Here is an 18,882-nt window from a genome sequence, read left to right on the forward strand (position 1 = left end):
AGGCGGTTCAGAACCGATGGCGGGTATCGAATCTTTGAATATCTGCATTCCCGCGTGATTCAACCAAGTGTCATAACCGATTTTTAACGATGCCCCGTCGGCTCGACCGCATCCGCGGATAGTGGCCGGACAGTTTTTGCAGGCCGGATCGCGGCCTGAGCCTGAACAGGAGCATCGCCATGACCACGATCGCGAAACCGATCCTCGACTTCATCGCAAAACGCGGTTCGGACGATCGTGTCATCGATCTGAGCCAGATCTTCTCCGGCACGGGTTTGACCTTCTCGGTCACCGGCACGAACGACAAGGTCGCGGCCGCCCGGGTCGAGGGCAGCACGCTCACCATCGATCTGCTCGATACGCTCGGCCACAGCGATCTCCAGATCGTCGCGACCGACGCGGCAGGCCAGAGCGTGACCGATAACGTCCGCGCCCGCGTCACCGGCGAGAACGCATACACTGTCGCGATCCTTCCGGACACGCAGGATTATACCGATACGAACCTCAATAACGCCCGCCGCAGACCTTCTATAATATGACCAATTGGCTGGCGGCCAATAAGGAGTCGCTGAACATCCAGTTCGTCGGCCATGTCGGCGACGTCACGCAGAACAATCAGGCAAGCGAATGGGCCATTGCCGAGAAGGCGATGCGCACGCTCGACGGCAAGATCCCCTATTCGCTGCTCCCCGGCAATCACGACCAGGCCAGCGGCGGATCGGCGGCCGATCACAGCTCGGTTTTCCTCGACACGGTGTTCTCGCCCGAGAAACAGGCGGCGACCAATCCCGGCACTTTCGGGGGCGTCTACGATCAGGAATCGGCCTCGAGCCGCAATAACTACCATACCTTCACCGCGACCGACGGCACCAAATGGCTCATCCTGTCGATGGAGTTCGGCCCGCGCGATGACGTGATCCGCTGGGCGGGCGAGGTGATCGAGACGAATCTCGACCATCGCGTCATGATCATCTCGCATTCGCTGACCAGCTGGGCCGGCCGCCACGATCCCGCCAGCCTGTCGCTCTACGACGAAGGCACGGGCGCTGATTACGGCATGCGCACCGATCCGCAGGGCGCCAATGACGGCGAGACCGTCTACCGCATGCTCTCGGCCAAATATCCCAACGTCGCCTTCACCTTCTCCGGCCATATCTTCGGCGATGGCGCGGAGACCAATGTCAGCTACTCACAGTACGGCAATCCCATTCACGAGACGCTGGTGAACTACCAGAACGGCATCTCGCGCGAGATCACCGGCAATGGCAATGAGGCCCTCGGCACTCGCGGCGGCAACGGCGCCATCCGGCTGGTGACGATCGACCCTGAAAACAACACGATCTTTACCTCGACCTATTTCACCGAACTCGACGATTATCTCGACGGTTACCGGGGCAAGCCGGAGCTCGATCGCGACGGGCTGACGGGCTATTATCGCGGTCACCAGGAAGTGTTCGAGAACGTCGATCTCGGCACTCCCGAGCTCATGGCCATGGCCAAGGCCGGCAATGATAAATTCGTCAAGGCCGAAGCGGGGCAGGACAAGGCGTCGGTCACGTTCGACGGCGATTGGACGCTGAACCCGGGGAACGACACGGGCTTGACCTATCGCTGGACGGATCGCGACGGCAATATCCTCTCGGAGAGCGCCAGGCCAACCCTCGAGCTCCAGGCCGGACGGCATGAATTCACGCTGAGCGTGACCGACACGGCCGGTTATGTGACGACCGACACCGTGACGGCCATCGTCAGCACGGACAACACCCTGCTTCTCGACAGCTTCAATGACGCGAACAGGAATGGCTGGGTGAAGCCGAGCGTCGGCATCGCCACGAAGACCGGCACCGTGTCGAGCTTCAATCTGCCGGCCCTTCCGGGCGGCGACGCGACGGTGACCTATATTCCGGCTCTCAGCTCATCCCAGATCGTCGGGGTTGTAGGCGCGGATTCGCTTCCCGCCGGCACGGTGCTGAAATCCTATTCGCTGGTCTATGATCTGCTCGTACCAGCCGGACAGGGAGCGTATTTCTCCTTCCTGCAGACGGATCTGACCAACCGGACGGATGGCGAGCTCTTCCTCAAGCAGGCGAACGCAGCCAGCGGCGGCATCGGCATCAACAGCGATTACGAGGGCGCGTTTACCTATGGCGCATGGCACCGGGTGGCCTTCACCGTCGAAGACAAGGGCACCAGCGTACTCATCAGCAAATATATCGACGGTGTGAAGGTCGGCGACACGCCGATGTCGGGCAGCAACTATGCCCGTTATGCGCTCGATCTGAACAAGGGGTTCTTCCTGTTCGCGGACGAGAGCGGAGAAACCTCCGGCGCCTATGTGTCGAGCGTGCTGATCACCGACAAGATTTATAGCGAGGCCGAGATGGGCGCGCTCGGCGGTCCGAAGGCTGGCGGCATCGTCGCCACCCCCCCGTCGGACTTGTCGTCGCAGATCAATTTCAGCTCTGCGTCTTCGACCCTTTCCGATGATTTCGGAAAGTCGATCGGGATCATCGCCTCGATCCCGGGCGCCAGCAACTTCCTGGTGAAGGGCTCCGCCGCTGCGCGCACCACGACGGCCGAGCAGCAGGCTGCGCCCGAGGGGCGCGTCTTCGAGCAGAGCGACTCCGCCAACAACATCCTCGTCTGGAACGATCCGGCCGCGCAGGATTGGTCGAACTATGTCTACGAGGCCACGCTGCGGGCCACCGACAATGACGGGATCGGGCTGGTCTTCGCCTTCAAGGACACTGCCAACCATTACCGACTCGTCCTCGACGCTGAAACCAACAGCCGCAAGCTCGTCAAGCTGGTGAACGGCGTCGAGACCGTGCTCGCCAGCGAAACCGGCGGCACGCCCTGGAACCGCGACTTTGCGCTCAAGGTCGCCATGGTGGATGGCAGGATCGACGCCTTCCTCGACGGCCACAGCCTCTTTGGCACCGTGACCGACACGGCCCCGCTCGCGGGCGGCACGGTCGGCTTCTACTCGAACAACCAGCGCAGCTCGCAATTCGACAATGTCACCGTGACCAAGGTCGCGCTGACGGCGCATGCGGGTGACGATGCGCGGGTGATCGATCTCGACGGCGATGGCCGCGTGACCGTCTCGCTCGAGGCCGATGGCTCCTATGGGCTCGCCGACATCGCCAGCTATGTCTGGACGGATGAGACGGGCAATGTGGTGGCCGAAGGCAAGACCGCCGACGCCAATCTGAGCGTCGGCCGCCAGACGCTGACCCTCACGGTCACCGACACGACCGGCAAGACCGCCACCGACACCAAGCTGGTGGAGGGAATCGCGAAGAGCCAGGTGCTCGTCTCCGAGACCTTCGCGGATGCTAGCGCCCTGGCGCGCTGGACCATCGTGGACGAGGGCGAACTCGGCGGTGTCGGAGCGAACGGCAAGTCGTCGCAATGGGAGCTCACGGACGGGCAGCTCGTGCAGCTCTCCGACCTGAAGAGCCGCGAACTCACCTGGAGCGGCGCCACCAACGCCGATTACTGGAAGCGCGGCTGGAGCCCGCTCGGCGACGGCGTCAACATGCTGCGCCGCGGCACCCAGGCCGTCTACAACGATCCGGCCGCGAAGGAATGGGCGGATTATGCCGTCGAGGCCATGATCAAGACGCCCGATAACGGCGCGCTCGGTTTCCTCGTCCACTATGTCGACGCGAAGAACTACTACAAGATCGAGCTCAACGCGGAAGGCACCTATGATCGCTCCGCCGGCAACGGCGCCGGCAGCATCTTCCAGCTCCTGAGCGTCAGCAATGGGGTGGAGCGGGTCATCATGCAGATGCCGGGCAAATACACCCCCGGTCAGGTCTTCAACCTGCGTGTCGAGATCAAGGACCAGAAAATCCAGGCCTTGGTCGACGGGGTGAACCTCTTCGCCTATGCGATCGAGGACCATGCCAATCCCAGGGGAACCTTCGCCCTCTATTCCTGGGGCAATGTGGGCCTGAGCTTCGACGACGTCACGGTGGTCGATCTGAGGCCGATCCTGGCCGGCACCGAAGGCGATGATATCATCACCGGCAGCGCCGGCGACGACGTGATCCGCGGGTTTGACGGCGACGATGCGCTCGCTGGCGGCAACGGCAACGACCGCATCGAAGGCGGCGCGGGCGACGACACGCTCGACGGCGGCGACGGCGACGACCGCATCGAGGGCGGCGCCGGCGATGACGTCATCAGCGGCGGCAACGGGGCCGACCTGATCTTCGGCGGCGAAGGCGACGACCGGATCGACGCCGGCGCCGGCGACGACACGATCGAGCTTGCGATCGGGGCTGGCGCGCCTGCTTTGATCGATGGCGGGGAGGGCTCCGACAGCCTCATCCTCTCGGGCAGCGGCGTCGGCACGCTCGACACCGTCACCGGCGTCGAGCACCTGGTGGTCGGCTCCGGCAGCTGGTCGGTTGCTGAGAGCGAGGCTTTTGACGACATCCGCGTCAAGGCCGGCGCGGTTCTTGCCAGCACGGCGGTGTTGAGCGGCAGCCATCGCCTGACGGTCGAGGCCGGCGCCACGGTTGCGGCGGTGACGCTCAGCGGCGCGCTCAATGGCGCAAGGCTCGACAATGCCGGCGAGATCACCGGCGGCATCGCTGCCGATGCGACCGCGACCGGCACGCTGACGCTGGTCAATAGCGGCAGGATCGCCGGCGGCATCGTCACCGGGGCCGGCGACGACAGCGTCACGCTGCTGGAGGGCTCGGCGGTGACCGGCGCGATCGCGCTCGGCGCCGGGCAGGACGTCTTCATCGGCTCGTTGGCGAACGAGACGGTCGATGGCGGCGCGGGCGACGACCTGCTGAAGGGCGCGGGCGGCGACGATACGATCGCGGGCGGGGCGGGCTTCGATACGCTCGATCTTTCCGATGCGACCGGTTCGGTGAGCGTGAACTGGCAGGCGGGCACGGCCTCGGGCGGCGGCATCGGCAGCGATCGCTTCAGCGGCATCGAGAGCGTGCGGCTCGGTTCGGGCGACGACCAGCTGCGCGGCAGCGCGGCTGACGAGATCGTCGATGGCGGCGCGGGCAAGGACACGCTCGATGCCGGCTCGGGCAACGACCGTCTCACGGGCGGCGCCGGCGACGACGCGCTCAGGGGCGGCTCGGGCGACGATGCGCTCGAGGGCGGCGACGGCAAGGACCTGCTCGAAGGCGGCTCCGGCAATGACCGGCTCTCGGGCGGCGCCGGCGAGGACGACCTCAGGGGCGGCTCGGGCGACGACCGGATCAACGGCGGCGCCGGCAACGACCGGCTCTCCGGCGGCTCCGGCCACGACGTCTTCGTCTTCGAAAAGGGCTTTGGCCGCGACGTGATCAGCGACTTCCAGGCCAGCGGCAGCAGTGCCGACCAGCTCGAATTCGCCACGAGCCTGCTTGCCGACTACGCCGCCTTCACCGCGGCGGCGACGCAGGCCGGACGCGACGTCGTCATCACGCTGGACGCCGAGACCGCGCTGACCCTGACCAATGTCACGCTCGCCTCGCTCCAGGCCGACGACTTCCGCTTCGTCTGACCAGACGGGCCGGCCACGCAACAGAAAGGGGCGCCTGAGAAAGGCGCCCCTTTTTCAGATCATGCTGCGTTTCCGTTGAAACGCGGGTCATCCCGGCCGGAGCGGAAAGCCGGGAACCATACCTGAACGTCGATCGCGAGCGCTCCGGCATGGATCCCGCGTCAAGCCCGGGATGACACGCGTGGTTCCGTGTGAATTCAGCGCGCTCTCCATTCGGACGGAGCGCGCCGAACAATGTCGCAAAGGCGCATTTGTACTCGCAGGCTGACCCAGCTGGATCCGGTGGAAGTCAGGCAACCTCAAGTTGCGACGTCGCGGCGGCTGTTTCGAGCCGTTCGAAACACAGATCGAGCTCGGCGTCGGTCACGGTCATGGGCAGGGAAAAGCCGATGCTGTCGGGGCCCTTGGATGTCGTCGAAAGGCCGGCTGCAAAACAGCTCGACACCAGCCGGGCGGCGAATGCCGGCCCGGGATTCATGCCGAATGCCGCAGGGTCGAACTCCAGGGCGAGCAGCAATCCGCGCCCTCTAATACCGACGATGGCAGGGGCTTTGACGGCGAGAGCGGCGATGCGCGACCTGATGCGTTGCTCAAGCTCGGCGGCGCGTTGGACCAGGCCGTCCCGCTCGACGATCTCGATCGCGGTCAGGGCCGCCCGCGAGGTCAGCGGGTTCTTTTCATGGGTGTAGTGGCCGAGATCGAGCTCCGGGGCGATATCCAGCCGCGCGTCGGCGATGATGGCGGCGATCGGCAGGACCCCGGCGCCGAGCGCCTTGCCCAGCACCACCATGTCGGGCATGGCGCCGACATGCTCGAAGGCGAAGAAGCGGCCGGTCTTGCCGAGGCCGGACGGAATCTCGTCGAAGATCAGCAGGGTGCCGTGTTGGTCGCAGAGCTCGCGCACCTCAGCCCAGAGCCCGTCCGGCGGGACATGGCAGTTGGAGCGGATCGGCTCGGCCACCACGGCGGCGATGCCGGTCGGCGACTGCGCGAAGGCTTCGCGCATCTCCGCGAGCATGCGCCGCGCGCCGTCTTGCACCCAATAGGGCGTCACATGCCGGCGCCCCTGCAGAAAGGGGCCGAGACGCGGATCGGCAGCGGCTTTCGACAGGCCGAAGGCGCCGAAGCCATGGCCGTGATAGGAGCCTTCGAGCGAGATCGTCTCATGGCGGCCCGTCGCCACGCGCGCCAGCTTCAGCGCGATCTCGATGGCATCCGAGCCGCCGGTCGCGAAGAGTACCTTGGCGCGCGCGCCGGGCCAGTGCGCCAGCAGCTTTTCGGCGAGCGCGACCGCGGGTTCATTGGTGAAGCGGCGCGGCGAGAACGCCAGCGTGTCGAGCTGACGCTTCAACGCCGCAATCACCTCCGGATGACTATGCCCGATATGGTGCACGGTGTTGCCGTGCAGGTCGATGAAGCGCCGCCCCTCGATATCCTCGAGCCAGATGCCCTCCGCCGCGCGCAATGCCGACAGGCAGGGACTCGACCCCCTCTGGTGGAAGAAGGCGTCAGCGTCGCGCGATACGAGATCATCGGTCATGGCCATGGTCATTTCGAGAGTGCCGGGAAGCGTGGCAGGCCCAGGCCGCGCGGGAGCGAGAACCGGCGCCGGCCAGGCTCCCTGCGCTTCTCGACCAGCCTGGCGAGGCCGATGGCTGCGAGCGCGAAGGCCAGCAGAACGAGGCTCTTGGCGGCGGCATAGCCATATTCGCCTGAGCTGGCGTGGTTGAAGATCGCGACCGAGGCGAGCTTGTGGTTGCCGGAGACCAGGAAGATCACCGAGGACAGCGTCGTCAGCGCGTCGATGAAGACATAGAGCATGCCGAGCAGCAGGGCCGGCAGCAGGATCGGCAATGTGACGTTCAGGAAGCGCGAGACGAGGCCTGCGCCCAGGCTCTCGGCCGCTTCGTCGATGGAGCGGTCTATGCGCTGCAGGGCTGCGCGGGCGGCGAGAACGCCGACGAAGATGTTCGAGAACAGCACGTTGATGACGAGGATCGCCGAGGTGCCGGTCAGCGACAGGCTGGGAATGCCGAAGGGGAGGTTGAAGGCCACGATATAGCCGATGCCGAAGATGATGCCGGGCAGGATCGCCGGTACCAGCACGAGAAAGACGATGAGGTTGGCGCCCGGCGGCCGCAGGCGCTCGACGACATAGGCGATCACCACCGCGAACAGCCCGCCCAGAGGGCCCGCGATCACGCCGATCCGCAGGCTTTCCCAGACGAGGTCGAGACCGCGCTCGGAGCTGCCATAGCCCGCGCCGGCGAGGCCGATCTTGACGCCTTCGCCGGTGAAGTAGCCGAGCGTCAGGCCCCAGTCGCTGCCCCAGACCTTCGTCACCGCGCCGAGCGCCATGGTGCCGTAGACCGCGAAGATCAGCGCGGCGACCGTTCCCGCCAGCGCGGTCAGGCCGATGCGCCAGGAGCGCGGCATCGGCAGCTCGGAGCGCCCCGCGATGCTCGCGCTCGAATAGCCCTTCCGGCGCCCGAGCAGTTCGAGGCCGAGATAGAGCAGGAGGGAGGGGATGATCATCCAGACGCAGAGCGCCGCCGCGAGCGGCGTGTTTCTGTAGGCGGTGATCTCGTCATAGACGATGCCGGCGAGAACGGGGGTGTCGCGGCCGAGAATGAGCGGATTGCCGAAATCCGTGAGGCTCATGATGAAGACGAGCACGATCGCGCGCTTGATCGCGGGCAGGGCCAGCGGCAGCGTGACATGGCGAAAGGTGGTGAAGTGGCCGGCGCCGAGCCCGGCCGCCGCTTCGTCGATGCGGCCGTCCTGCCGGCGCAGAACGTTGTCGAGAATGATCAGCGTCGCCGGCATGAAGGACAATGTCTGTGCCAGCACCACGCCCAGCAGGCCGTAGAGATTGGTCTCGTCGGCATCGATCAGCCCGAGCCCCCGGTCGAGGAGCGAATGCGTCACCAGCCCGCGCCGGCCGAAGAGCATCACGGTGGCGGTTGCGATCAGTACCGGCGGCGCGACCAAGGGCATCAGGAAGACGCCTCTCATCGCGGAGGGCCAGGGAACACCGCCGCAATTGATGCCGTAAGCGAGCGCGAAGGCGAGGGGGACCGTGAAGAGGACCGACAGGCCGGCGAGCGTCAGGCTGTTGAATGCGGCGTTTCGGAGATAGGAATCCTCGAAGACCTTGAGATAGTGGTCGAGCCCCCAGCGCTCCTCGGAGCCGTTGCGCAGCGTGTCGAACGCCTGCTGGCCGATCAGGGCTTTCACCCTGAAGGCGAGCGCGGTCCGCTTGTGCAGCATCACATGCGCGAGCACCTGATTGTCGACGACTTCGGCCCGGTCCTGCGGCGTCAGGGCGACCAGTGCCGTCTGCATCGCCATGGCCTGATCGGAATAGGGCGCCTTGCGATCCCAGGGTGGCGCAAGCCCGGCGAGCCGGAACGCGGTCGCGCCCGCTTCGACGCGTTCCGGCTCGGTCGCCGTTTCGCTCCAGCGGCGTATCAAGGCCGCGCTGTCCTCCGCCGGCAGCCGGGCGAGCGCATCGGCCGTGACCGCCTTGAGGCGCACTGGGGGCATCGGGCCGGAGATGACGAAGCTGTTGACCAGTACGGCGCCGATCGGCACGCCGATGAAGACCACCAGCAGCAGCGCGACGACGCCGCTTGCGAGCGCACGCGGCAATTGGCGCAGCAGGCGTGTCACGGCTGACTCCGCCCGGGAATCAGCGCCGCACGGCGCGCATCGGGCACGACAGCGACCGGCGCGCCGCGTCCGCCGATCCGCTCGGCCTCATGCGACGGGCAGTCGGCGATGACGGTCCGGCCTGAGTCGAGTGTCACCGTGAGGCGCAGGACCGCGCCGAGGAACGCGGAACTCGCGATCCGCCCTGTGAGCCCCATTGCTTCGGGGCCCGCCGCCGCGACTACCGCAATATGTTCAGGCCGGTAGACCGCCGTGACGCGTTCTCCGGGCTTGATACGGGGCGGGAATACCAAGGGCCAGATCTCGCCATAGGCGTCCACACCGCGGGCAACCGCATGGCCTTCGACGAGGTTGGATACACCGATGAACTGGGCCAGGAAGGTGGAGGCGGGCCGGTGATAGATCTCGGCCGGCGTGCCGATCTGCTCGATGCGTCCGTTGCGCATGACCGCGACCCTGTCGGACAGGGCCAGGGCCTCCTCCTGGTCATGCGTCACGTAAAGCGTGGTGATGCCGAGCCTGTCGATGATCGAGCGCAGTTCGGTGCGCAGCTTGACGCGGATGCGGGCATCCAGAGCCGACATCGGCTCGTCCAGCAGCAGCACCTCGGGATCGGAAGCGAGCGAGCGCGCCAATGCGACGCGCTGCTGCTGGCCACCGGATAATTCATGCGGATAGCGTTCGAGCAGTCGCTCCATCTCGACGAGACGCGCCAGCTCGGCGACGCGGCGCTCCCGCTCGTCGCGGCCGCGCGAGGCGATCGTGAGCGCGAAGCCGATATTCTCGGCGACGGTCTTCGTTGGAAACAGCGCATAGGACTGGAAGACGAAGCCCATGCGCCGGCGCGCCGGGGCCATCTCGGTGACGTCCTGTTCCGCGCGCAGGACGCGCCCGCCATCGGGTTGTACAAAGCCGGCTATAATCCTCAGCAGGCTCGTCTTGCCGCAGCCGGAATCGCCGAGCAGGGTGACGAACTCTCCCTTGGCGAGATCGAGCGAAACGCCGTCGACCGCCCGGCTGGCGCCACCATAGGATTTGACGATGTCGCGCACCGCCAGATGCGGCCGGCCCTTCGCGAGGGCCGGCCGCTCCGCGGCAAGGGGCGGAGCCGCCAGTTCGATCACGTTTCCAGGCCCGTCACTGCTTGAGGATGCGGCTGGCGAATTCGCGCCGGAAGGCGGTCATGTCGACCGGGCGGCGCATCTGCCAGAGCGTGATCTGTTTCAGATCGACCAGTCCGTGCCCGGGCACGGCCGTGGCGCCGACAACCTTGCCGAGCACGGCAGCCGCGTCATCGCCCGCCATGAAATCGAGGAAGATCTTGGCCTCGGCCGGGTTGGGGCCGCCGGCGACCAGGCCGCCGCCTTCGGTGACGTTGGGCGTGATCCGGCCATAGACGATCTCGACCGGCCTGCCCGAAGCCTTGGTCTCGAAGCAGGTGGTGTCGAAGGTCAGGCCGATAGCGACCTCGCCCGCGCCCGCCAGTTGCGCGCCGCCGGAGCCGCCATCGGAATACTGGTAGACGTTCTCGTTGAGGTTCTCGACGAAGGGCCAGCCGAAAGCGTCGACGAAGGTGGTGAGGATAGCGCCGCCAGTGCCCGATTTGAGTGGCGACGGCAGCGCAATCTCCTTGCGGTAGACCGGCCTGATCAGGTCTTCCCAGGTCGCGGGCATGGGCAGGCCCTTCTGCGCCAGCCGTTCCTTGTTGACCACCATGCACATCGTCGTCGCGAAGTACTTGCTGTAGAAACCATCATCGTCGCGGAAGGCGGGCAGGATCTTCGAGCCCTTCGGCTCGTAGGGCTCGAACACGCCGGCCTGCTTGAGCTGCTCCAGAGCGGCGTTGTTGACGAGATACACGACGTCGGCCTGCGGCTTGGCCTTCTCGGCGATGGCGCGCTCGGCGATCGGGCCGGTCGAGCCCGAGACGAACTTCACCTCGATGTCAGGGTGCTTCTTCTTGAAGGCGCTGACGAGCGCGTTGTTGACGCTGTCGGAGGCGTTGTAGATCACGACCTCTTTGGCGAGCGCGGCGCCGCCCGCCAGAGTGAAAGCGGCCGCCGCGATGGCGGCGATCCGCGCGAGGCTTTTGGTGCTGAGGCTTCTGGTGCTGGGGGTTGGCATCGATGTCTCCGTGCCCTTGAGCGCTGTCGTGATATAAGTGTCGCTAAATCGTGTGACACTGGAATGAAGCTGAACTTATTCGAGCGCCGGCCTGCCCCATGAACCTGTCCCAACTCCGTGCCTTCCACGCCGTCGCGAGCCATCGCACCTTCTCGGCTGCCGCCCAGGCGCTGGGCGTCAGCCAGCCCGCGATCACGCAGCACGTAAAATCCCTTGAGGATGCAGTCGGGACGCGACTGTTCCAGCGCACTGCCGGCGGTGTCGAACTGACCCTGGACGCGCTCGACCTGCTGCCGAAGGTCCGGCAGGCGATCCTTATGCTCGACGACATCTCGGCCCGGATGAGCGACGGCCGCAGCCTTGCCACGGGGCACCTCGCCATCGGCCTGTGTGCGCCCTATGTCGCCATGCCGATCCTGGAACGCTTCACCACCGATCATCCGGGAGTGCAGCTCGACGTGCGGCTCGAAAATTCCAGCAGGCTGCTGGATCTCGTCGCGCAGCACCGCGTCGACATCGCCATCGCGACACTGCGCGAGCCGCATCCCGATTTTGCCTGCGACTTCCTGCTCGACCAGCGGGTGGAGATCCTCGTCCATGCCGGCCATTCCTGGTGGGAGCGCGGAGAGATCGAGGCAGGCGAGCTCCGAGGTCAGCGCCTGGTGACACGGGAGGCCGGCTCGATGACGCGCCATCTCTTCGAGGCGGCGCTGGCGGAGCGCGGCATCGAGCTTGCGCCTCATCTGGTCCTCGGCAGCCGCGAGGCGGTCAAGGAGGCGGTGGCGGCCGGGATCGGCATCGGAATCGTGCTCGATCGCGAGCGCGGCTTCGACCCCCGGCTGCGCGCGCTGGCCGTCTGCGACTTCAATGTCCTGGCTGGAGAGTATCTGGTCACGCGGCGGGAGACCCGCAGCCTGGGAAGCGTCGGCGCTTTCGTCGCCATTGCGCTCGCTGCCTTCAAAGAAGGCGCGGCGGATCGCCGTCAGAGCGTGCTGAATTCACTCGGAAACACTGGGTCATCACGGGGGTGACCAAGTGTTTCCGCCTGTCTGAACCTTGGCCGTTGCGGCGCGCCGTCATCTGCGGCGTTCGAATTGGATGCGAGCCGTCAAGAGTTCGGGTGGAGATGATGGGCTGGAAGCGGGGATCGCGGCCGATGCGGCAGCCTGCTATGATGACGCCGTCAGGGGGACCGAAGCTTGGCCCGGGTCGATACGCGCAACAGCTCACGCTATTGGAAGGACCCCCATGTCCCGGGGCTGAGCTGTCTCGCTGCCGACTTCACCAGCCATGATTATGCGCCACACAGCCACGAGGCCCTCGTCGTCGCCGTAACGGAAGACGGTGGTTCGCAATTCAAGAGCCGCGGTTCGACGGAGGAGGCAAGCGCGTCTGCGCTGCTGGTGTTCAACCCCGCCGAGCCCCATTCCGGGCGCATGGGCTGGAGCCGGCGCTGGCAATATCGCGGCCTCTATCTGAGCCAGCCCGCGATCGATGCGATCGGTCGCTCGCTTGGCATTGCCGCGACGCCATACTTCACCGCCAACGTCTTCAGGGATGATGCGCTTGTCGCGTCCTTTCTGTCGCTGCATCGAGCGCTCGACGCGGGTCGCGATCCGTTCGAGGAGCGCGAGCTGCTGGTGCGTAGCTTCGGCGTGCTGTTCGGTCGTCATGGCAGCGGCGGAGAGCGCATCCCGGCAGCGCCCCGCGACAGCCAGCTTGCAGGCAAGGTGCAGGCGCTCATGAGCGACCGCTATGCGGAGGAGTTGACGCTCGACGGCATGGGTGCGGCTGTGGGACTGACGCCGTTCCAGCTCATCGGGCTGTTCAAGCGCGCGACCGGGCTGACCCCCCATGCCTATCTGACGCAGGTCCGGTTGAAGGCGGCGCTGCGCGAGCTCAGGGCGGGCGCGCCCATCGTCGAAGCGGCCCTTGCGGCCGGGTTCTGCGACCAGAGCGCGCTGAACCGGCATTTCAAGCGCTGCTTTGGAATCACGCCGCTGCAATGGCTGCGCGCCGCGCGGCGCTGAGGGCTGGCATCGGCGAAAAACGTCGTCATCCCGGGCGGAGCGCAGCGCAGACCCGGGATCCATTCCGGAACCCTCGTTCTGATAGGTTCCGGCATGGATCCCGGGTCTCCCTTCGGTCGCCCGGGATGACGACGGGATTTTCATCAACGGGCAACCACCCGGAATATTTGGCGATATTGTCGGCCAGCCTCTGGGAGTGACGGCCCAAGTTCTCAAACGGCCTCTCCCGCATTCCGCAATTCCAGCCAATAGCGGCCGGCGCAACTCTGCCACCCTCTCCTGATCTCCGGTCCGCCGGCCACCGCGATGCGGTGCCGTCCGCGCTCGCAAATTTCAGGATATCTTCGGCATGGGTCGCTATTATTGCCTCGACAACCCGGACACGCTGACTCTTTCGACCGTTGTCACGGCCTCGATGCCAGGCCGGCTGCTCCTGCGGGAGAGCCCGTTCTATCCCGGAGGCGGAGGGCAATTGGCCGATCGCGGTCTGCTGCGCTGGGCGGATGGCGAGAGCGCGGTCATCGGCTTCGAAGTGCAGGACGGTGAAGTCTGGCATTTGTTGGCGGAGGCGGTCGAAGCGCCCGCCGGGCCGGTCGAGGCTGAGGTCGATCCCGCCTTCCGGCAGCTGATGCGCGAGCTTCACACCGGCCTGCATATCGTCAACGCGCTCGTCTACCAGTCTTTCAATGGAGCGCTCGTCACCGGCGTCCAGATGAACGGCGATGGCACGGCCCGGATCGATTTCGATCTGCCCGAGGCCGATAATGATCGTTTGAAGGCCCTTGAACCGGCGATCAACGATGTCATCCGCCAGGACCTCGTTGTCCGCGATACGCTCGTGACCCAGGCGCAGGCCGGCGCGGAGCCGGGCCTGATCCGGTCGCGCTCTGTCGCGCCGCCGCCGACAGCTGACGGACAGGTGCGGATCGTCGAGATCGTCGGGCTCGATCGCCAGGCCTGCGGCGGCACGCATCTCGCCTCGACGGGAGCCTCGCGCCCCTTCCGAATCCTCAAGATCGACAATAAGGGCCGTCACAACCGGCGCCTCCGCCTCGGCCTCGAAGGTCTTGCGCGTCAGGGCATGACATGAGGGCGCTCCTCGCGGCGCTCTGGGCGCGACCGGCGCTGCTGCTGTGGCTGCCGCCCTTGTTCTGGGCCGGCAACCTCGTTCTCGGCCGCGCGCTCGGCACGACCTTTCCGCCGGTCTCGCTTGCCGTCGGGCGCTGGCTGGTGGCGCTGTCCGTGCTCGCACCCTTCGTGGCGCGGCGCGCCTATGAGCAGCGGCAGCTCTTGCGCCGGCATGCCCTGCTCATCTTCGGTTGCGGCGCCTTCGGCATCGCCGGCTACAACGCGCTCGGCTATCTCGCCTTGCAGACTGTGCCGGCCGCAAGCGTCGCGTTCCTGAACTCGACCCTGCCGCTGATGGTGCCGCTGGCCGCATTCGCGCTCGGCGTCGAGCGGGTCGCGCCGCGGACGCTCTGTGGCGTCGCCCTGTCTTTCGTCGGCGTCACCTGGATCGTGTCGCGCGGCGATGTCGTTAGCCTCCGACAGCTCTCGCTCGGGGGAGGCGAGTTGCTCGTCCTCGTCGCCGTCGCCAATTACGCACTTTACTCGGTCCTTCTCCGGCGGAAGCCCGCCGAACTCGACCCGCTCGTCTTTCTCGCCGCAACGATGGCTGCTGGCCTCGTCGTGCTGATGCCCTTCTGGATCGTTGAGCTTGGCCATGGCGCGACGATCCCGCTGGACGCTGGTTCGCTCGCCGCCGTGCTTTATATCGGCCTCTTCGCCTCGCTGCTGGCCTTCGTGCTGTGGAACCGCTGCGTCGCCACGCTCGGCGCAACCGCCACGGGCGCCTCGTTCCATCTCGTTGCCCTCTTCACCGCCGCGCTCGCCTTCCTGGTGCTCGGTGAGCCCGTCCGGTCGTTTCACCTCATCGGCATCGCGCTGATCCTGGCGGGCTTTGCTCTCGCGACCATCAGCCGAAGGGCGCCCCACGCGACTGGCCTGACAGCCCCATTGCCACGTTCCTGACCCTGCCGGCGGAGCGCCACGAACGGACGACTCGGTCTCCCTGCTGCGAACTCTGGTCGGGTTCGACATTCGATCGGCCGCATTGGGCGCACGCCCCCGGCTCCAAGCCATTTCATCGCGGCCCCAGTGGCCCGTGCAATGTTGGAGCAAACCTGCGCGGCAACCACTCCACGAGAGTCACCGTGGAGCGGAATGCGATGAATCCCAGGGAAGAGCGGTCTGCAATGATCGCCGACGCGGTTCAAGCCGGAGATACCCGGAGCCAAGCCGTGGGAAAGAAGCCGGGAGCCGTTCATCGCCATGACCTGGCATGGGCAGCAGATGCTGAGCCTGGCCGCATTGGTCGGGGCGCCGAAGACGGCGGTCCTGGCATCGCTTCATTTCGACGGCGCGGTGGTCGCGTCTGCGGTGAAACGCGCTGGGCATCGCGTCATTCGCGGGTCGGGGACACAGAGCCGGCCGAAGATTCAGGCAAAGCGAGGCGTTCCAGCCTTCATCGAGATGCGTGACGCGCTGCGCGGCGACACCAGCGTGCTGCTGACGGCCGACGTTCCAAAGATCTCGCGGGTTGCCGGCCGGGGAGCCGTTCAACTGGCGAGGGCGTCCGGTCGGCCGATCTATCTCTTCGCAGCGGTGACCACGGCACGCATGGACCTCGAGAACTGGGACAAGGCCAGCATAGCGCTGCCCTTCGGGCGAGGCTGTGTGATCTGGTCCGACCCGCTTTATGTCCGCGCGACCGCCGACGATCGCGAGATCAGCATGACGGCGCTGGAGATCACGTCGCAGCTCGACCAGCTCCATGTGACGGCACATCAGCATCTGGCGCGCCGCGCTTAGGCGACGCGCGGGAGGGTACTCGCGCTCACGTTCTAGCGCCGTGGGGGCTGCAGGCAATCGGACGGGTTGGTGCAGATGTTCGCAGGCGGGCGCAGGGCGCCGGGATCGACGGCGGGCTCGATACGAATGCGGCTGACATCGCCCGACAGGCGCAGGCCAAGGCCGGAAGAGATCAGGACGATCCTGGCACGATCGGATGCGAGGATCGTAGCATTCGCGCCTGCCAGGAAATGGGCGCTGCCGCCGAGGCTGCCATAGGTGCCGAAGACATCCTCGGGGCGGTCGAGGCCATAGACCAGCATGATCACCCGGCCATAGTCGGCGCCAAGCCCGATGCCGATCGACAGCGCCGACCAGGTCACCGGCATGGGCGCGCCTTCGGCGAACTGCAAATGCCCGACACCATGCCGCCCGCCGACGACGAAGGAACCGCTGAGTTCGCCGCCGACGATATAGGCATTCGGTTCGCCGAAGAGCGACAGCGAACGCTCGACGGCCACGCTGACGATCTTCGACGTCTTATCGAAAACCTGCTCGACCGATCCCAGAATGGCCTGGCGCGGGGTCGGCGGCAGCTGGCCCGGCTTGATGCTCTCGTCGGCGCGTGCCGCCGTGCCCAGCACCAGCAGAAACGCAAGGGCGGCGGCAGGGAGGAAGCGCAGGTGGAGCTCCCGCCATCTGGCTCTTTGCGCATTCATGAGGCAAGCGTACTCGAAGCAGAACTGAACGAAGACGTAAACGCAGATCATGACCATGACCAGCGGGCGCTGACCGATCCGCTCGTCATAGCTCGACCGAGGCTCCGTGACGATACATAGCTCGACGCGCCGCCCGTTGCCGACAGGCCAGACGCGCCGGCCCAATGCCTTCCGGAGCCTGCCATGATGTCGCTGTCGCGCGCCCTGACGATACGGCTGACATTGCTCGGCGTTGCGATTTTCGCAGCCGGAATCGCCGCCGTTCTGGCTTTCACCTTCATCACTGAGGAACCCGCCTCGCTACGCAACGACGTGACCTCTGAAATCATTCGGCAAGGCGTCCGCCAATCTGCCGAAGGATTGCTGATGGACAAGACGCCGGAGCTGCTGAAGATCGAGAGCGCCAGCCCGTTGCTCTGGTATGTCGTGTCCGATGGACGATCCGTCGTAGAGTATGCCCGAGAATTGCGGCCGAGCCTGCCGATCGACGTTCGGCTCGACGGGCCGACCATCGCGGCGCAGATGCGGGTCGGCGGCGGCGGAGAAAATGCCCTCACTTTCGATATTCTCGAAAGGGATGGGGCCCGTATCATTGTCGCGACCGGCGGCGGCGTACCCGGCTGGGACCTGATCCTCGTCCATTTCCTACGGGCCATCGCCGGCCCGGCGCTCGCGATCTCCCTCGTCTTCGGGATCGTCATCGCGGCGGCTATCTCCATGTCGGTGTCCTATATCGCCGGGACGTTGCGGCGCGCGGCCGAAGCGGCCGCCAGCATCGACCCACGGGCCCCGCGCGGGCTGCTGCCGACGCTGAAGACGCCCGTCGAGCTGATGCCGCTGACGAATGCGCTGAACTCCGCGCTCGACCAGATTGCCGGCAACATGGATGTGCAGCGGCGCTTCATGAACAACGTTGCCCATGAGCTGCGGACACCGCTCGCCATCATGCGTACCAGGGTCGATGCCGTCGCCGATGCGGGCGCGCGTGCGGCGCTGGCGACCGATGTGAACCGGCTGACCACCATCGTGTCGTCGATGCTGCAACTCGCGCGGCTGCATAACACCGAACTGCCCTTCGAGCCGGTTCAGCTCAATCGTGTGGCGCGAGACGTGCTGGTCGATCTGGCACCTCTGGTGCTCGGGAACGGCATCGACATCGCCTTCGAGGAAGAAGGGGATACGGAGCGGAGCATCGAAGCCAACGAAGCCACCGTCCGTGCCGCATTGGCGAACCTGGTCGACAATGCGATCCGCCATGCGCAGGTGCGCTCGACGATCATCGTACGGGTCATCGATGGCAACAGGCTCGAAGTCGCAGATGACGGCGTCGGTATCGTCGCGACGCAGCGCGCGCAGATGACGGAGCCGTTCAATCGCCTGTCGGCGCATTCGGCTGGAGCGGGGCTTGGCCTCACGATCGTGCGCGACATCATGGCAGCGCATCTGGGCAAGCTCGAAATCCTCGACACGCAAGGCGGGGGCACCACCGTTCGCCTGCTGTTTCCCGACATGGCCGGCGGCTCTATTTGAGGGGCGGCCTTGCTCTAAGAGCCTGGCCGAGAATGTCGTAAGCAATTTCAGTTGGGCATTTCGCATCGAAAGGCGCCGTCGTCCCGGGCGACCGCAGGGAGACCCGGCAACTGTGTCGTTTGGGGTCATGTCTGGAAGGCTGTGTTTGTTTTGAGCATGGCGTTGAGGACGGTGATGAGCTTTCTTGCGACGGCGATGATGGCGACTTTGGCGGCGGCGCTTCGGGCGCGGATGGTGTCGTAGAAGGTCTTGAAGCGCGGCGATGTCCGGATGGCGGCAAGCGCGGCCATGTAGAGGGCTCGCCGGACGCGGCGCCTTCCGCCCCTGATCATGCGCTGGCCGCGCCTGCGTCCGCTGTCGTTGTTGAAGGGCGCGAGGCCCGTCAGGGCAGCGATGGCCTTTGGCGAGACGTGCCCGAGTTCGGGCATCA

Annotated in this window: 14 protein-coding genes; 8 read left to right on the top strand and 6 right to left on the bottom strand. The window is 66.0% G+C overall.

Features of this window, described 5'->3' with window-relative positions; all coding sequences use genetic code 11:
- Positions 1 to 179 precede the first annotated feature (179 nt).
- Both C4S73_RS21780 and C4S73_RS21785 read left to right on the top strand, forming a co-directional pair.
- Positions 180 to 539, top strand: coding sequence for a hypothetical protein (locus C4S73_RS21780; protein WP_103874629.1), 360 nt, complete (start codon positions 180 to 182; stop codon positions 537 to 539).
- The gene (locus C4S73_RS21785) at positions 536 to 5,527 is read left to right on the top strand and encodes a hypothetical protein (RefSeq protein ID WP_103874631.1); all 4,992 of its coding nucleotides are present in this window, start codon (positions 536 to 538) and stop codon (positions 5,525 to 5,527) included. Before C4S73_RS21780 ends, C4S73_RS21785 begins: the two co-directional genes overlap by 4 nt.
- 289 nt (positions 5,528 to 5,816) lie before the next feature.
- On the opposite strand, the gene C4S73_RS21790 is transcribed toward C4S73_RS21785, so the two are convergent.
- From C4S73_RS21790 to C4S73_RS21805, 4 genes are read right to left on the bottom strand one after another with little or no spacing between them, the layout of a single operon-like run.
- Complete coding sequence (locus tag C4S73_RS21790) at positions 5,817 to 7,073, bottom strand: aminotransferase class III-fold pyridoxal phosphate-dependent enzyme (protein ID WP_103874633.1); 1,257 nt, start codon at positions 7,071 to 7,073, stop codon at positions 5,817 to 5,819.
- A gap of 2 nt (positions 7,074 to 7,075) precedes the next feature.
- Positions 7,076 to 9,199 carry an ABC transporter permease gene (locus C4S73_RS21795; RefSeq protein ID WP_103874634.1) on the bottom strand — a complete coding sequence of 708 codons (2,124 nt, stop codon included), beginning with the start codon at positions 9,197 to 9,199 and terminating at the stop codon, positions 7,076 to 7,078.
- Positions 9,196 to 10,323 carry an ABC transporter ATP-binding protein gene (locus tag C4S73_RS21800; RefSeq protein WP_244595717.1) on the bottom strand — a complete coding sequence of 376 codons (1,128 nt, stop codon included), beginning with the start codon at positions 10,321 to 10,323 and terminating at the stop codon, positions 9,196 to 9,198. Before C4S73_RS21800 ends, C4S73_RS21795 begins: the two co-directional genes overlap by 4 nt.
- A 13-nt stretch (positions 10,324 to 10,336) precedes the next feature.
- Complete coding sequence (locus C4S73_RS21805) at positions 10,337 to 11,323, bottom strand: extracellular solute-binding protein (protein ID WP_103874636.1); 987 nt, start codon at positions 11,321 to 11,323, stop codon at positions 10,337 to 10,339.
- A gap of 98 nt (positions 11,324 to 11,421) precedes the next feature.
- Between C4S73_RS21805 and C4S73_RS21810 the strand changes: the two genes are divergently transcribed.
- The 5 genes from C4S73_RS21810 to C4S73_RS21830 all read left to right on the top strand — a co-directional run bounded on the left by C4S73_RS21810 (position 11,422) and on the right by C4S73_RS21830 (position 16,224).
- Positions 11,422 to 12,354 (top strand): LysR substrate-binding domain-containing protein, encoded by a 933-nt coding sequence (locus C4S73_RS21810; protein WP_103874637.1) that lies wholly within the window; start codon positions 11,422 to 11,424, stop codon positions 12,352 to 12,354.
- 168 nt (positions 12,355 to 12,522) lie between these two features.
- A complete protein-coding gene (locus C4S73_RS21815; RefSeq protein ID WP_103874639.1) occupies positions 12,523 to 13,353 on the top strand; it encodes an AraC family transcriptional regulator in 831 nt (276 codons plus the stop codon).
- A 349-nt stretch (positions 13,354 to 13,702) separates the two neighbouring features.
- Positions 13,703 to 14,443, top strand: coding sequence for an alanyl-tRNA editing protein (locus C4S73_RS21820; RefSeq protein WP_103874640.1), 741 nt, complete (start codon positions 13,703 to 13,705; stop codon positions 14,441 to 14,443).
- Positions 14,440 to 15,384, top strand: coding sequence for a DMT family transporter (locus C4S73_RS21825; RefSeq protein WP_103874642.1), 945 nt, complete (start codon positions 14,440 to 14,442; stop codon positions 15,382 to 15,384). Before C4S73_RS21820 ends, C4S73_RS21825 begins: the two co-directional genes overlap by 4 nt.
- Positions 15,385 to 15,684: 300 nt before the next feature.
- Positions 15,685 to 16,224, top strand: a complete 540-nt coding sequence (locus C4S73_RS21830) for a lysophospholipid acyltransferase family protein (protein WP_103874644.1) — start codon at positions 15,685 to 15,687, stop codon at positions 16,222 to 16,224.
- A 32-nt stretch (positions 16,225 to 16,256) separates the two neighbouring features.
- Here C4S73_RS21830 and C4S73_RS21835 read toward each other — a convergent pair whose 3' ends face one another.
- Entirely contained in the window at positions 16,257 to 17,087 is an 831-nt protein-coding gene (locus tag C4S73_RS21835; RefSeq protein ID WP_103874645.1) for an EipA family protein, read from the bottom strand.
- 18 nt (positions 17,088 to 17,105) lie between these two features.
- On the opposite strand from C4S73_RS21835, the gene C4S73_RS21840 reads away from it, so the two are divergent.
- Positions 17,106 to 18,452, top strand: a complete 1,347-nt coding sequence (locus tag C4S73_RS21840) for a sensor histidine kinase (RefSeq protein WP_103874647.1) — start codon at positions 17,106 to 17,108, stop codon at positions 18,450 to 18,452.
- 125 nt (positions 18,453 to 18,577) lie between these two features.
- Here the strand turns inward: C4S73_RS21840 and C4S73_RS21845 are convergent.
- Positions 18,578 to 18,882: transposase (locus tag C4S73_RS21845; protein ID WP_103874267.1), on the bottom strand; the 305-nt coding region annotated here is incomplete at its 5' end.

It is taken from the genome of Allobosea lathyri, assembly GCF_900108245.1.
In the GTDB taxonomy this organism is placed as follows: Bacteria; Pseudomonadota; Alphaproteobacteria; order Rhizobiales; family Beijerinckiaceae; genus Allobosea; species Allobosea lathyri.

Excerpts from the sequence above, each read along its gene's own strand:
- C4S73_RS21780 (WP_103874629.1), top strand. The coding sequence starts at position 180 with ATGACCACGATCGCGAAACCGATCCTCGACTTCATCGCAAAACGCGGT.
- C4S73_RS21785 (WP_103874631.1), top strand. The coding sequence starts at position 536 with ATGACCAATTGGCTGGCGGCCAATAAGGAGTCGCTGAACATCCAGTTC.
- C4S73_RS21790 (WP_103874633.1), bottom strand. The coding sequence starts at position 7,073 with ATGGCCATGACCGATGATCTCGTATCGCGCGACGCTGACGCCTTCTTC.
- C4S73_RS21805 (WP_103874636.1), bottom strand. The coding sequence starts at position 11,323 with ATGCCAACCCCCAGCACCAGAAGCCTCAGCACCAAAAGCCTCGCGCGG.
- C4S73_RS21810 (WP_103874637.1), top strand. The coding sequence starts at position 11,422 with ATGAACCTGTCCCAACTCCGTGCCTTCCACGCCGTCGCGAGCCATCGC.
- C4S73_RS21820 (WP_103874640.1), top strand. The coding sequence starts at position 13,703 with ATGGGTCGCTATTATTGCCTCGACAACCCGGACACGCTGACTCTTTCG.
- C4S73_RS21825 (WP_103874642.1), top strand. The coding sequence starts at position 14,440 with ATGAGGGCGCTCCTCGCGGCGCTCTGGGCGCGACCGGCGCTGCTGCTG.
- C4S73_RS21830 (WP_103874644.1), top strand. The coding sequence starts at position 15,685 with ATGACCTGGCATGGGCAGCAGATGCTGAGCCTGGCCGCATTGGTCGGG.
- C4S73_RS21840 (WP_103874647.1), top strand. The coding sequence starts at position 17,106 with ATGATGTCGCTGTCGCGCGCCCTGACGATACGGCTGACATTGCTCGGC.